The organism is Citrifermentans bremense R1 (genome assembly GCF_000426865.1).
Lineage (GTDB): Bacteria > Desulfobacterota > Desulfuromonadia > Geobacterales > Geobacteraceae > Geomonas > Geomonas bremensis.
The window spans coordinates 274,300-288,722 of record NZ_AUGE01000001.1 but is presented as its reverse complement, the minus strand read 5'-3'; the positions used below and the strand labels follow the sequence as shown (position 1 = coordinate 288,722).

Below are 14,423 nucleotides of genomic sequence, written 5' to 3'. Positions count from 1 at the left end.
GACCTGTTGGGGACGGAAATTGGTAATCTAGTACCATGAAGGCAAGATGTTGGCAAGCGTTAGCTGGGAAATATCGCGTATACATTATTTATTCCTTGACCCCAATTCGGCATAATGATACTAATTTAGCATAATTGAAACATTGTTCTGATATAAAGCCGGGCGGTTGCCGGTTGAGCCAGGGTCGGGGGAAGGCGGGGTGGTCATGGAACGGTTTCGATACTATCTCAGGGTTCGCTACTACGAGTGCGACATGCAGAAGGTGGTCTACAACGCCAACTACGCCAACTACGCAGGCGTGGCTACCATCGAATTCCTGAGGGCGCTCGCGGGGCCGGACCTTTTGCAGGGGGACCTCGACTTCATGGTGGTGAGCCAGAACATGGAATGGAGGGCACCGGCGCGTTTCGACGAGGTCCTGGAGATATCGGTTGCGGTGAAGGAGATGGGGAAGAGCTCCATCACCATCGTCACCGACTTCCGCCGCGCCGGAAACGAGGCGGTGATCGCCTCGGCCGAAACGGTAAGGGTTCTGGTCGACGCCAAGACCCTGCAAAAAACGGAGATCCCGGCCGGGCTGCGCAGCGCCCTGGAGCAGGGCGGCCCCGGTACGGTGGTGGACCACGCGGGATACCTGCAGCTGGACGATTTTGTATTTTCTTAAAACAGCAGTTTTTTTTCTTGACATGAAAGTGGTATTAAGGTACTTATTTACTCAAATAGAAATTTCGACCTGCAACTCAAACCATAAAAAGAAGTCAAGGGGGAAGCCGTGGCAACTACCGACGAGATCATCAAAAGAACCGCACCGTCCCATCTGATCGATCACAACCTGATCGACCGCGAGGTGGAGAGCCTTTGCGACGGGATGGTGAAGTACGAGAAGCGTCCCGCGAAGAGGAAGGACGGCAGCGTGGTGCAGGGGCTGTACAACGCCTGGATCGTCTTCAACAACCCCAAGCAGTTCAACTCCTATACCACCGACATGGTGAAGGCGACCATCCTGGCCTTCCGCCGCGCTTCCGTCGACCGCGAGGTCAACGCCGTGGTCTTCACCGGCGTGGGGGAGAAGGCTTTTTGCACCGGCGGCAACACCAAGGAGTACGCGGAGTACTACGCGGGGAACCCGCAGGAGTACCGCCAGTACATGCGGCTCTTCAACGACATGGTTTCCGCGATCCTCGGCTGCGACAAGCCGGTCGTCTGCAGGGTGAACGGGATGAGGATCGGCGGCGGCCAGGAGATCGGCATGGCCTGCGACTTCAGCGTCGCGCACGACTTGGCCAACTTCGGCCAGGCGGGCCCCAAGCACGGCTCCGCGGCCATCGGCGGCGCCACCGACTTTCTCCCGGTCATGATCGGCTGCGAGCAGGCCATGGTCTCCGGCACGCTTTGCGAGCCCTTCTCGGCGCACAAGGCGGCGCGTCTGGGCATCATCGCCGACGTGGTTCCGGCGCTTAAAATCGACGGGAAGTTCGTCCCCAACCCGACGGTCGTCACCGACAAGTTCCTGGACGAGTACGGCCGCGTCATCCACGGCGAGTTCAGGACCGGCGCCCAGTTCAAGGAAGGGCAGGCCCTCATCAAGGAAGGGGAGATCGACCTCTCCATGCTGGACCAGAAGGTGGATGAACTCTGCGCGAAGCTGATCGACACCTTCCCCGAGTGCATGACCAAGAGCCTCGAGGAACTGAGGAAGCCGAAGCTGGATGCCTGGAACGCCAACAAGGAAAACTCCAGGGCATGGCTTGCGCTCAACATGATGAACGAGGCGCGCACCGGCTTCAGGGCCTTCAACGAGGGGACCAAGGAGACCGGCCGCGAGATCGAATTCGTGAAGCTGCGCCAGGGGCTCGCCGTCGGAACACCCTGGACCGAGGAGCTCGTGGACAGCCTGATGCCGGGGGCGCAGGGGTAGGGTAGGCGGATCAAGATGTGCCGCGGCGGGGTCTCCGACAACTCCGCGGCATGCCTTAAAATGGTAAAAAAGTACTTTTATGCCAGAACTGGCATCGGTCCCGATCGTCGGAGCCGGAACTCAAGGTTAGCAACCAAGGGGTAACTATATGAGGTATGCAGAGACAGGATACGTGCTGGAAGTCGACCTGACCAAGGGGAACATCGAGAGGGTGGCGACCGATCCCAAGGAGACCGAGCTTTACCTGGGCGGCCTGGGAACCAACGCCAAGCTTCTGTGGGACCGGGTCCCGGCTGACGTCGACGCCTTTTCTCCGGAAAACCTTCTCATTTTCGCCGCCGGCCTTCTGTGCGGAACGCCGGCCACCGGGTGCAACCGCACCATAGTCTCCACCATCTCTCCGCAGACGAAGCTCATGGCCTTCTCGATGATGGGGGGGTTCTGGGCGCCGGAACTGAAGTACGCGGGGTACGACAAGGTGGTCCTGCGCGGCAAGTCGCCGAAGCTCGTCTATCTCTACATCAACAACGACAAGGTCGAGATCCGCGACGCCTCGCACCTGAAAGGGAAGGGGGCCATCGAGACCGCGGAGATCATCAAGAAGGAGCTGAACGAGCCGAGAGCCCAGGTGGCCGCCATCGGCCTTGCCGGCGAGAACCGGGTCTTCTACGCCTCCATCGAGCAGGGGAGATCCTCCGCCTCCCGCGGCGGCATCGGCGCCGTCATGGGGGACAAGGGTGTGAAGGCGGTGGTCGTGCGCGGCACCAAGGACCTCTGCGTCGCCAAGCCCGAGGAGTTCAACAACCTCTGCGGCGAGGTGCTCGACTACATCAAGCACCGCGAGGACAACCCCATCCCCGACGTGATGCCCATCCTGGCCGGGCTCGGCAGCCCGCAGGAGATGAAGGTTCACGACGAGAAGTGGCACACCGAGAACTTCAACTGGGGCAACGCCCGCACCCGCCGCAAGGACTTCTGGACCGACGAGGTGAGCCACGCCTGGGAAGAGACCATGGATAAGGCGAGGACCCGCCTCATCAGCTGCTTCAACTGTCCCATGAAGTGCGGCGCCACCATCTCCATGGAGGGGCTCCCCACCTACATGATGAAGTGCTTCACCAAGCTCACCTACACCATGGCGGCCTTCTCCGACCTCGACTTCGGCCTCCGTATGGCGCAGAAGGCGACCGAGTACGGCCTGGACGGCTTCTCGACCCCGCAGGTGATGGCCTTCGCGATGGAGCTTTTGGAGAAGGGGATCCTGAAACCAAGCGACTTCCCCGGCTTGCCCGAGGAGAACGACGCGAAGTTCTTCTACCTCCTGGACCTGATCGTGAACCGCCAGGGGATCGGCGACATCCTCGCCGAGGGGACCTACTGGGCCGCGAAGAAGATCGGCAACGGCGCCGAGGAGTACGCCCACAACAACATCAAGAAGCACGAGCAGCTCCCCTTGAAGCTCTCCATGCTGAACCCCATCTACTACCTGATGTACTGCACCGGGGAGAAGATCAACATCACCCAGATCGAGGGGCAGTTCCCGCAGGCGCCGTACCCGAAGGTGGAGCAGCGCGAGGAGTTCGTAAAGGACTGGGTCCAGGTTCCCGACGACAAGTTCAAGGACATCTTCCTGCAGTGGGAGCCGCGCGGCGAGAAGTCGATGCCCAACTTCCCGACGGTCGACATGTGCTGCGACATCGTGGACTGGCAGGAGATGATGCACTACATCGACGACGCGCTGGGGCAGTGCGCGGGGCTTTCCTCCTTCCCGCTGAAGCCGCCGTACCACATCCACAACTACCCGAAATTCATCTCCGCCGGCGCCGGCATCGAGATGGACAAGGACAAGCTCATGAAGGCCGCCAAGCGCTACCGCACCCTGGTGCGGGCCATCAACATCCGCCGCGGCATGAGAAGGGTCGACGAGCAGCCGCCGGCGAACCACTGGAAGAACCGGTTCCCGGACCTGGAGAAGGATCTCCTGGATTCCTACTACAAGTTGAAGGGGTGGAACGACGACGGCATCCCGACCAAGGAGACCCTGGAGGAGCTGGGGCTTGGCTACGTGGCGAGGGAGTTCGAGAAGACCGGCGTCTATGACGGCAAGCCGGCCGTAACCGCCGCGGCCACGCAGGAGACACTTTTAAGTGGAGGGGTACAGCCGTGAGCGAAACCAAGAAAAGAACCATCAAAACGATAAATATCGACGCCGACAAGTGCAACGGCTGCCGGGCCTGCGAGGTCATCTGCTCCTCCTTCCACGCCATGCCCCCCTACAGCAGCAATAACCCGGCCCGCTCCAGGGTCCGCGTGGTGCGCGACCCGCTTCGCGACATCTACATCCCGCTCTACGCCGGCGACTACACCGAAAGCGAGTGCATGGGGCGCGACAAGTTCATCATCGACGGCAAGGAGTATGACGAGTGCGGTTTCTGCCGCACCTCCTGCCCCTCGCGCGACCTCTTCCGTGAGCCGGACTCGGGCTTGCCGCTTAAGTGCGACCTCTGCGACGGCGAGCCGGAACCGCTCTGCGTCAAGTGGTGCCTGGTCGGAGCCCTGTCGGTTACCGAGCGCGAGATCGAGGAGCCGGCCGACGACATGAAGAACCAGGAGCTGGAGATCGGTCTCCAGTCCCTGATGAAGAGGTTCGGGACCGAGAAGCTCCTCGATACGGTGGGCCAGATCACCAAAGGCTAACGACGCTAACAACAAAGGACGGGTGCTATCGTGGAAACCGTGACTCCATTCAAAGAGATAATCGATGTCATCAAGGAAAAGGGGGGCGATTCGCTCAAATACTGCTACCAGTGCGGTCTTTGCGACTCGGTCTGCCCCTGGAACCGGGTACGTCAGTTCAGCATGCGCAAGGTGGTCAGGCAGGGGGTCTTCGGCCTCACCGAGATCGAGCAGGAAGAGATCTGGCGCTGCAGCACCTGCGGCACCTGTCCCAGCCGCTGCCCCAGGGGTGTGAACCAGATAGAGGCGGGGATCGCCCTGAGGACCATGGGGGCGGAATACGACGTCTACCCCGGCCACGTAAGCACCATCAGGAACGTGGTGGCGAGCCTGACCAGCGAGGGTAACTCCATCGGCGGCGAGCGCGCCAAAAGGGGCGACTGGGCCAAGGAGCTCCCGGTGAAGCAGTACGAGGAGGGGATGGAAGCCCTCTACTTCACCGGCTGCTACTTAAGCTACGACCCCAGGATGAGGAGGGTGGCTCAGGCCACCGCGACCATCCTCAACAAGGCGGGGGTGAAGTTCGGCATCCTCGGCAACAAGGAAACCTGCTGCGGGGAAAGCATCAGAAAAACCGGCAACGAGGAGCTCTTCAGGAAACTCGCCAAGGAGAACATCAGGAACTTCATCGACCACGGCGTGAAGAAGGTGATCGTCTCCTCGCCCCATTGCTACCACACCTTCAAGAACGAGTACCCCGAGTTCATGGTGAACTTCGAGGTGGTCTTCATCTCCCAGCTGATCGAGCAACTCATCGACGAGGGGAGGCTCACCATCAAGGGGGAGTTCGCCAAGAAGGTCACCTATCACGACCCCTGCTATCTCGGGCGCCACAACGGCGTCTACGACGAACCGAGGAACGTGCTCAAGAAGGTCCCCGGCCTCGAATTCACCGAGATGGCCGACAACCGCGAATCTGCCCTTTGCTGCGGCGGTGGCGGCGGCAGGATCTGGATGGAGACCCCGAAGGAGGAGCGCTTCGCCGACCTGAGGCTCAGGCAGGCGGTAAACGCCGGGGCCGAGGTGCTGGCCACCTCCTGCCCCTACTGCATCACCAACTTCACCGACTCGAGCCTCGACCTGGCCGATCACGAGAAGGTGGAGGTGAAGGACCTGACCGAGATCATCGCCGAGGTGATCTGACCACCGTCACTTGCACGCAACGAACTCTAGTCGAAGGAAAACTTCTATGAATACCGCAGAGAGAAATATTGGTGACGTACTCATTGTCGGTGGAGGGATCAGCGGTATTCAGGCCGCGCTGGATCTCGCCAATTCCGGGTTCAGGGTCTTCCTGGTGGACAAGTCTCCCGCCCTGGGAGGGAAGATGTCCCAGCTGGACAAGACCTTCCCCACCAACGACTGCTCCATGTGCATCGAGAGCCCGAAGTTCATCGAGTGCTCCCGAAACCCAAACATCGAGATCATCACCTACACCGAGGTGGATCGGGTGGAAGGGGAGGCCGGCGACTTCAAGGTGACCCTCACCAAGAAACCGAGGTACATCTCGGAGGAGAAGTGCACCGGGTGCAACATCTGCGTAGACTACTGTCCGGTCAAGATCCCGGACCCGTTCAACCAGAACCTCTCCGAGAACAAGGCGGTCCACATCTACTTCTCCCAGGCGGTGCCGCTGGTCACCTACGTCGACCCGGAGACCTGCCTGTATCTCAAGGAAGGGAAGTGCCAGATCTGCGTCGGCGCCTGCAAGACCAACGCGATAGACCTGCACCAGAAGCCGGAGACCTTCCAGATCGAGGTGGGCGCCATCCTCCTCTCCCCCGGCTACTCCACCTTCGACCCGAAGCTCAGGACCGATTTCGGCTACGGCAAGATGCAGAACGTGGTGACGAGCCTCGACTTCGAGCGCATCCTCTGCGCCACCGGCCCCTACGAGGGTGAGGTGCTCCGCCCCTCGGACAAGAAGCACCCGCACAAGATCGCCTGGATCCAGTGCGTCGGCTCCCGCCAGGTGACCCCCGGCGGCAACAACTACTGCTCGGCCGTCTGCTGCGCCTATTCGCAAAAGCAGGTGATCCTCGCCAAGGACCACAGCCCGACCCTTGAGGCGACCATCTTCCACAACGACGTCCGCGCCTACGGCAAAGACTTCGAGAGGTTCCACCAGAGAGCCGAGAAGCTCCCGGACGTCCGCTTCATCCGAAGCTACGTCACGGTGGGTAGGGAGATCGAGAGCTCCAAGAACGTCACCATCCGCTACTCCACCGTCGACCAGGGGGTCAAGGAGGAGGAATTCGACATGGTGGTCCTCTCGGTGGGCCTCAACCCCCCGAAGGACGTGGAGGCGCTGGCCTCCAAGTTCGGCATCGAGCTGACCGACCAGAAGTTCTGCAAGAACAACCCCTACAACCCGATCGAGACCTCCAGGAAAGGGATCTTCGTCTCCGGCGCCTTCCAGGGCCCGCTGGACATCCCCGAATCGGTCCTCACCGCCAGCGGCGCCGACGCCCTGGTGGGGCAGCTTCTCTCCCACCGCCGCCACAAGCTGGAGCGGGAGAGGGTCTACCCCGACGAGAAGGACGTCTCCAAGGAGGAGCTGAAGATCGGGGTGGTGGTCTGCTACTGCGGCGCCAACATCGGCCGCGTGGTCAACATCCCCGAGGTGATCGAGTACGCGGCAACGCTCCCGAACGTCTCCTGGGCCGGCGAGAACCTCTTTGCCTGCTCCACCGAAAACGCGAAGCAGATCTCGGACGCCATCGTGGCAAAGGGCCTGAACCGCGTGGTGCTGGCGGCCTGCACACCGAGGACCCACGAACCGCTCTTCAGGGACACCTGCCGCGAGGCCGGGTTGAACCAGTACTTCTTCGAGTTCGCCAACATCCGCGAGCACTGCTCCTGGGTCCACTCCCGCGAGAAGGAGAACGCGACCGAGAAGGCGAAGGAGATCGTCAGGATGGCGGTGGCCCGCGCCGCGCACCTGGAGCCCCTGCAGGAATTCCAGCTACCGGTGGACCACACCGCGCTCGTCGTGGGCGGGGGCGTCGCCGGCATGACCGCGGCGCTCAACATGGCGGAGCAGGGTTTCGAGATCTACCTCGTCGAGAAGGACAACGACCTGGGCGGTTTGGCGAGAAGGCTCCACTACACCCTGGAGGGGACCGAGATCCAGCCCTTCCTGGAGGACCTGGTCAAGAAGGTGTACCGCCACCCGTCGATCCACGTCTGGACCGACTCCACCATCCTGGACGTCTCCGGGTACGTGGGTAACTTCACCACCCAGGTCGAGAGCCAGGGGAGGGTGCGCGAGGTGAAGCACGGGGTATCGCTTCTCGCCACCGGCGCCGCCGAGTACAAGCCGACCGAGTACCTCTACGGCGAAAACGAGAACGTGCTGACCCAGCTGGAGCTGGAAGGGGAGATCGTCGCGGAGAGTGAAAGGGTGAAGGCGGCCCAGAGCGTGGTGATGATCCAGTGCGTGGGTTGCCGGCAGACCGACCGAAACTACTGCAGCCGGGTCTGCTGCAGCCAGGCCATCAAGAACGCGCTGAAGCTGAAAAAAATCAACCCCGAGATCGAGGTCCAGGTGATCTTCCGCGACATGCGCACCTACGGCCTGAAAGAGGTCTACTACCGGGAGGCGGCGAACCAGAACGTGAAGTTCATCCGCTACGAGGCTGACAAGAAGCCGGTGGTCGAGGCGCAAGGGGCGGGCTTCAAGGTCACCGTGCCCGACCCGGTCCTGGGGCAGGTGATGGAGCTTGAGGCGGACCTCGTGGTGCTCGCCGCGGCGGTGATACCGTCCGAGGCGAGCCAGGAGGCGGGGAAACTCTTCAAGGTCTCCAACAACCCGGACGGCTTCTTCCAGGAGGCCCACGTGAAACTGCGGCCGGTGGACTTCAGCGCGGACGGCGTCTTCCTCTGCGGCACGGCCCACTACCCGAAGCACCTGACCGAGACCATCAGCCAGGCCTACGGGGCCGCCGGGCGCGCCGTGGGGATCCTCTCAAGGGAGACGGTCACCGCATCCGGTTCGGTCTGCGACGTGAACGAGAATAACTGCGTATCCTGCGGGGCCTGCATCACCGCCTGCAAGTACGGGGCGATCAGCTTCGTGGACACCCCTAAGGGGAAAAAGGCCCATGTGGAACCGATCCTTTGCAAAGGGGACGGCCTGTGCAACGCCAAGTGCCCGACCCAGGCGATCTACCTGAAGCACTACACCGACGACGCCATATTCGCCCAGATCGACGCAGCGCTTCACTAAACAAAGCCAGGAGAGATGCCTGGAAAGGAGGTAGACAATGACAACCGGAATAGAACATAAGCCCAGGGTCGTCGGTTTCCTGTGCACTTGGTGAGCGTACGGCGCTGCCGACCTGGCTGGAGTTTCCAGACTGCAATATACGACAGAGACGAAGATCATAAGGGTAATGTGCACCGGCAGGGTGGACCTGGCTTTCATCCTCCGGGCATTCAAACAAGGCGCCGACGGGGTGTTCATCGGGGGATGCTGGCCCGGCGAATGCCACTACGTCACCGAGGGTAACTACGACGTACTGAAGAACGTGCATATCGCAAAGAAGATGCTGCAAAGAATCGGCATCAACCCCGACCGCCTGAGGCTTGAATGGATCTCGGCCTCCGAGGGGATGCGCTACGCCGAGGTGATGAACGAGTTCGGCAAGAGGCTGAAAGAGCTGGGCGCGCTGGGCAAGGGGGAGGGGATAGACGAGCGCTCCCTGAAGCTCAGGATGGAAGCGGCCTACAACCTGGTCCCCTTCGTGAAGCTGGTGGAGAGGGAGAGGATCAGGGAGCGCTTCAAGACCGAGGAGGAGTACGACGCCTATTTCGCAAGCGCGGAGCTGGAGTCGCTCTTCGACAACCTGGTGACGGACAACCTGGCGGTGAGCCAGATGACGCTCCTTTTAAAGGAGAAGCCGCTTTCAACAGCCGAGATCGCCTCGGCGCTGAACCTCTCCGCGGCCGACGTCAACAGGCACATCAAGACATCGAGCAGGAAAGGGCTGGTCAAGTACGACGAGGGGTTGAACGCGTACGCGCTGGCTTAAACGAGAAAGGGGGAGGAGGACTGGCTCCGAAGGTGCCTGTCCCCTTCCCTGCCCCTCCCTGCAACCCAACCCCGATAGCTGAAGGATTTTGGTAGAGGAAAAGCTAACCCCTATAAGAAGGACGGCCACCATGTGCATGGATATCTCGAAGATAGACAACATCATAGACAAGCATAACGCCGAGCAGAGCTCGCTGATCCAGATCCTTTTGGACATCCAGAGCGAGCACAACTGGCTCCCCAAGCAGGCCCTGGACCGCGTCGGCGAGAGGCTGGACGTGCCGATGAGCCGGATCCAGCACATCACCACCTTCTACAAGGCCTTCAGCCAGGTCCCCAAGGGGCGCCACCAGATCCATGTCTGCATGGGCACCGCCTGCCACGTCCGTGGCGCGCAGAGGGTCCTGGACACCATCTCCGACGCGATCGGGATCAAGGCCGGCGAGACCGACGCGGAACTCAAGTTCAGCCTCGAAACCGTGAACTGCCTGGGATGCTGCGCGCTGGGACCGGTCATGGTGATCGACGGCGAGTATCACGGCAACGTGGCGCCTGCGCAGTCGGCGGAAGTGCTGAAAAACTACGAGTAAGGGATCTCTTATGCCAAGGATAAAATCGCCCGCAGAATTGGAAGCATTCAGGAAAGCCATCCTGGCCAAACGGGATGACAAGAAGCCCTGCATCACGCTCTGCTCCGGCAGCGCCTGTCATGCCACGGGGAGCGAGAAGGTCGCCGACGCGATCCTCGCCGAGTTGGAGAGCCACGGACTCAAGGATCAGGTCGATATCAGGAGGACCGGCTGCCACGGCTTCTGCGAGCAGGGCCCCATCGTGGTGGTCTACCCGGAAGGGATCAGCTACCTGAAGGTCAAGCCGGAGGACGTATGCGAGATCGTCTCACATACCTTCAAGGAGAAGAAGCTGGTCGAGCGCCTGCTCTACGTGGATCCGAACACCGGTGACAAGTCGAGCCACGAGCACGACATCCCCTTCTACAAGAACCAGCAGCGCCTCATCCTCGGCCTCAACACCAAGATCGACCCGAAGTCCCTGGAGGATTACCTGGCCGTCGGCGGCTATCAGGCCATGGCCAAGGCGCTGCTGCAGATGACCCCGGAAGAGGTGATCGGCGAGGTCAAGGGGGCGAAGCTCAGAGGGCGCGGCGGTGCCGGCTTCCCCTCGGGGACCAAGTGGGAGTTCGCCCGCAACGCGCCGGGGGACCAGAAGTACGTCGTGGTCAACTGCGACGAGGGGGACCCGGGGGCCTACATGGACCGCTCACTCATGGAGGGTAACCCCTTCACCGTCCTGGAAGGGCTCCTGATCGGCGCCTACGCCATCGGCGCCAGCGAAGGTTACATCTACGTCCGGCAGGAGTACCCGCTCGCCGTAGACAACCTGACCGTCGCCATCAAAAAAGCGGAGGAGCACGGCTTCCTGGGGAAAAACATCCTCGGCTCCGGTTTCGACTTCACCGTCAAGGTGCACCGGGGCGCCGGGGCGTTCATCTGCGGCGAGGAGACCTCGCTTCTCCAGTCGCTGGAAGGAAAGCCCGGCGAGCCCAAGCCGAGGCCCCCTTTCCCGGCAGTCCGCGGCCTCTGGGGCAAGCCGACCAACATCAACAACGTGGAGACCTGGGCCAACATCCCGGTGATCATCAACAAGGGTGCCGAGTACTTCAGCTCCATCGGGACCGAGAGCAGCAAGGGGACCAAGATCTTCTCCCTGGTAGGGAAGGTCAACAACACCGGCCTCGTCGAGGTCCCCATGGGGATGCCGCTCAGGGACATCATCTTCAAGATCGGCGGCGGGGTCCCCAACGGCAAGAAGTTCAAGGCGGTGCAGACCGGCGGCCCTTCCGGCGGCTGCATTCCCGAGGAATACCTGGACGTCAAGGTCGACTTCGACGAGCTGATGAAGATGGGCGCCATGATGGGTTCCGGCGGCATGATCGTCATGGACGAGGACACCTGTCTCGTCGACATCGCCCGGTACTTCCTGGAGTTTTTGAGCGACGAGTCCTGCGGCAAGTGCGTACCCTGCCGTGAGGGTATCCGCCAGATGCTCAAGGTGATGACCGCCATCACGCAAGGGAAGGGTAAGGAAGGGGACATCGAACTTCTGGAGAACATGGCCATGGCGACCCAGGGCGCGGCGCTTTGCGCCCTGGGCAAGACCGCTCCCAACCCGGTCCTTTCCACCCTCAAGTACTTCCGTCACGAGTACGAGGCCCACATCAAGGAGAAGAGATGCCCGGCGCTTTCCTGCAAGGAACTGATCGCCTTCCACATCGAGCCGGAGAAGTGCAAAGGGTGCGGCAGCTGTCTCAGGAAGTGCCCCGCCAACGCCATCGAGGGTGGCAAGAAGACCATCCACGTCATCGACCAGGAGAAGTGCACCAAGTGCGGCACCTGCATCGAGGCCTGCCCGGCGGCGTTCCACGCGATAAGCAAGCTCTCCGGCGTGCCGGTGCCGGAACCGCCCCCTCAATCGGCAAGGGCCATAGCTTAACGACAACGATAGAGTCTCTCACTCTTTCCCGACTCTCCCTCTCCCTCTGGGAGAGGGCCGGGGTGAGGGAATCTGTGGCAGCGCTAAAAGGAACAGACCATGAGCGAAATCGTCCTGCAGATAGATGGAAAAGAGGTCAAGGCCCAGGAGGGGATGACCATAGTTGAGGCGGCAAACACGGTAGGGATCCACATCCCCACCCTATGCCACCACGAGAAGCTCGAGCCGTACGGCGCCTGCCGCATCTGTACCGTCGAGGCGGAGAGCAACGGCAGGAAAACACTCGTGGCCGGCTGCCTGTACCCGGTGGAAAACGGCATGGTGGTACAGACCAGCACCGAGAAACTCTACGCGATACGCAAGGTGCTGGTGGAGCAGATGATGGCCCACGCCCCCGACGCCCCGCAGCTTATCGAGCTGGCCAAGGAGTACGGTGCCGACAAGGACCGTTTCGACAAGGACCCGAGCTTCTGCATCCTGTGCGGGCTTTGCGTCAGGTACTGCGCCGAGGTGAAGCAAAAGCATGCCATAGGGTACATGGATCGTGGCCCCAGGCGCGAGATCAGCTTCATCCCCGAGGTAGCGGCCAAGGAGTGCTGGGACTGCAAGGAATGTTTCCCGCTTTGCCCCACCTCCGCGCTCCAGGCGGCCTACGTGCTGACCGAGGCGCTCTTACCCGCGCAGCCGGAAGAAGAGGGAGGATGCTCCTGCTCCGCCTCCGGCTGCTGCGGCGGCTAGAGAAGCTCGCCGGGGACTGGCTCCGCCAGGTGCCAGTCCCCCTTAGCTCCCTTAGCTCCGCAAACCTGTGTCCATTCTCCTCCCCCCGGAGGGGGAGGGAACGAGAAAAGCGGGGTAGGGGGGTGCTGCGGCGGCTAGACCTGCAGTAAAAGGCCCGGGGGCTATCCCTGGGCCTTTTCTCCTGTCGTCGACACCATTTCCATCACGATTAGAACCAAGTTCCATAAATCGGTACTCCGCTACCATTTAGTGCTTGACAGCAAATTGGTATTCTAGTACTAAATTACAAAACGGCATTTGCGAAACACTATTACTCAGGAGGTGACCAATGAGGTTCGGGCTGACGGATGAACAAAAGATGATGCAGGATATGGCGAGGGATTTCGCGCAGAAAGAGATCCTGCCCACGCTCAAGGAAGATGAGATAAACCACACCTTCCGCCCCGAACTGGTCAAGAAGATGGCCGGTCTGGGCTTTTTCGGCTGCGCCCTTCCTGAGGAATACGGCGGCAACGGCTGCGGCTTCCTGGAGTCGGTCATCCTGGCCGAGCAGCTCGCCACCGTGAGCGGCTCCTCCAGGCTGCCGCTCAACATGCAGAACATAGGCCCCTCCCTCACGGTCAACAAGTTTGGCAGCAAGGAGCAGAAAGAGCGCTTCATCCCGGACTGGGTGAGCGCCGAATCCTTCGGCTTCTTCGCCATCACCGAGCCCAACTCCGGCTCCGACGTGGTGAGCATGGGGACCACCGCCACCGACCGCGGCGACCACTGGGAGATCAACGGCCAGAAGATGTGGATCTCCAACGCCCACGTAGGCGACTGGGGCCTTCTCTACGCCGTCACCGACCGCGCCGCGAAGCACAAGGGGATGACCTGCTTCGTCATCAACCTGAAGGGTAACGAGGGGATCATCACCGCCGCCATCGAGTCCAAGGTGGGGCTTCACTGCGCACCTACCGGCGAGATCTCCTTCAACCAGGCGAAGATCCCCAAGGACTCGGTCCTGGGCGAGGTGGGGCAGGGCTTCCAGATCTGCATGTGGCAGCTGAACAACACCCGCATCAGCTGTGCTGCGGGCGCCCTCGGCATCGGCGCCGGCGCCATCGAGGCCGCCATCGGCTACGCCAACGAGAGGACCCAGTTCGGCAAGAAGATCGGCTCCTACCAGATGATCCAGGCATCCATCGCCGAGATGGTGGCCGAGCACGAAGCGGCGCGGCTTCTGGTCTACCAGGCGGCGTGGCTCAAGGACCAGGGGCTTCCCAACCAGTACCAGACCTCCATGGCGAAGCTGTTCGCCTCCGAGGCGGCGGTTCACGCTGCCACCGAAACCATGAAGATCTTCGGGAGCTACGGCTTCTCCACCGAGTACCCGGCCGAGCGTTGGCTGCGCGACTCCATGTCGCTTAGGACCGTCGAAGGGACCAGCAACATCCAGAAGACCATCATCGCCGGCTTCGCCCTGGGCGACGCGGTGAACCGCTAGAC

General features: G+C 61.5%; 11 protein-coding genes. All 11 read left to right on the top strand.

From position 1 onward, the window contains the following. Positions 1 to 205: 205 nt before the first annotated feature. The 11 genes from K419_RS0101315 (at position 206) to K419_RS0101265 (ending at position 14,421) form a co-directional block, all read left to right on the top strand. The gene (locus tag K419_RS0101315; RefSeq protein ID WP_026839974.1) at positions 206 to 664 is read left to right on the top strand and encodes an acyl-CoA thioesterase; all 459 of its coding nucleotides are present in this window, start codon (positions 206 to 208) and stop codon (positions 662 to 664) included. Positions 665 to 772: 108 nt separating this feature from the next. Next, positions 773 to 1,918 carry a 6-oxocyclohex-1-ene-1-carbonyl-CoA hydratase gene (oah, locus tag K419_RS0101310; RefSeq protein WP_026839973.1) on the top strand — a complete coding sequence of 382 codons (1,146 nt, stop codon included), beginning with the start codon at positions 773 to 775 and terminating at the stop codon, positions 1,916 to 1,918. 148 nt (positions 1,919 to 2,066) lie between these two features. Next, complete coding sequence (locus tag K419_RS0101305) at positions 2,067 to 4,085, top strand: aldehyde ferredoxin oxidoreductase family protein (protein ID WP_026839972.1); 2,019 nt, start codon at positions 2,067 to 2,069, stop codon at positions 4,083 to 4,085. After that, the gene (locus K419_RS0101300) at positions 4,082 to 4,615 is read left to right on the top strand and encodes a 4Fe-4S dicluster domain-containing protein (protein WP_012529876.1); all 534 of its coding nucleotides are present in this window, start codon (positions 4,082 to 4,084) and stop codon (positions 4,613 to 4,615) included. The genes K419_RS0101305 and K419_RS0101300 overlap by 4 nt, the downstream gene beginning before the upstream one ends. Positions 4,616 to 4,645: 30 nt before the next feature. Beyond that, on the top strand, positions 4,646 to 5,797 hold the full coding sequence (locus K419_RS0101295) for a (Fe-S)-binding protein (RefSeq protein ID WP_026839971.1): 1,152 nt from the start codon (positions 4,646 to 4,648) through the stop codon (positions 5,795 to 5,797). A gap of 46 nt (positions 5,798 to 5,843) precedes the next feature. Beyond that, positions 5,844 to 8,882, top strand: a complete 3,039-nt coding sequence (locus tag K419_RS0101290; protein WP_026839970.1) for a CoB--CoM heterodisulfide reductase iron-sulfur subunit A family protein — start codon at positions 5,844 to 5,846, stop codon at positions 8,880 to 8,882. A gap of 37 nt (positions 8,883 to 8,919) precedes the next feature. Continuing rightward, positions 8,920 to 9,687: a hydrogenase iron-sulfur subunit gene (locus K419_RS0101285; protein ID WP_084154080.1), complete on the top strand. Its 768-nt coding sequence runs from the start codon at positions 8,920 to 8,922 to the stop codon at positions 9,685 to 9,687. 130 nt (positions 9,688 to 9,817) lie between these two features. Further along, complete coding sequence (locus K419_RS0101280; protein ID WP_198013084.1) at positions 9,818 to 10,276, top strand: complex I 24 kDa subunit family protein; 459 nt, start codon at positions 9,818 to 9,820, stop codon at positions 10,274 to 10,276. 10 nt (positions 10,277 to 10,286) lie between these two features. Further along, positions 10,287 to 12,197 (top strand): NADH-quinone oxidoreductase subunit NuoF, encoded by a 1,911-nt coding sequence (nuoF, locus tag K419_RS0101275; protein WP_026839967.1) that lies wholly within the window; start codon positions 10,287 to 10,289, stop codon positions 12,195 to 12,197. Positions 12,198 to 12,296: 99 nt separating this feature from the next. Then, a complete protein-coding gene (locus K419_RS0101270; protein WP_026839966.1) occupies positions 12,297 to 12,935 on the top strand; it encodes a 2Fe-2S iron-sulfur cluster-binding protein in 639 nt (212 codons plus the stop codon). A 328-nt stretch (positions 12,936 to 13,263) separates the two neighbouring features. Beyond that, positions 13,264 to 14,421, top strand: a complete 1,158-nt coding sequence (locus K419_RS0101265; RefSeq protein ID WP_026839965.1) for an acyl-CoA dehydrogenase family protein — start codon at positions 13,264 to 13,266, stop codon at positions 14,419 to 14,421. Positions 14,422 to 14,423 lie beyond the last annotated feature (2 nt).

What these genes read in the sequence shown, in the direction of transcription:
- K419_RS0101290 (WP_026839970.1), top strand. Translation starts at nt 5,844, where the DNA reads ATGAATACCGCAGAGAGAAATATTGGTGACGTACTCATTGTCGGTGGA.
- K419_RS0101315 (WP_026839974.1), top strand. Translation starts at nt 206, where the DNA reads ATGGAACGGTTTCGATACTATCTCAGGGTTCGCTACTACGAGTGCGAC.
- K419_RS0101280 (WP_198013084.1), top strand. Translation starts at nt 9,818, where the DNA reads ATGTGCATGGATATCTCGAAGATAGACAACATCATAGACAAGCATAAC.
- K419_RS0101270 (WP_026839966.1), top strand. Translation starts at nt 12,297, where the DNA reads ATGAGCGAAATCGTCCTGCAGATAGATGGAAAAGAGGTCAAGGCCCAG.
- K419_RS0101305 (WP_026839972.1), top strand. Translation starts at nt 2,067, where the DNA reads ATGAGGTATGCAGAGACAGGATACGTGCTGGAAGTCGACCTGACCAAG.
- K419_RS0101265 (WP_026839965.1), top strand. Translation starts at nt 13,264, where the DNA reads ATGAGGTTCGGGCTGACGGATGAACAAAAGATGATGCAGGATATGGCG.
- nuoF (WP_026839967.1), top strand. Translation starts at nt 10,287, where the DNA reads ATGCCAAGGATAAAATCGCCCGCAGAATTGGAAGCATTCAGGAAAGCC.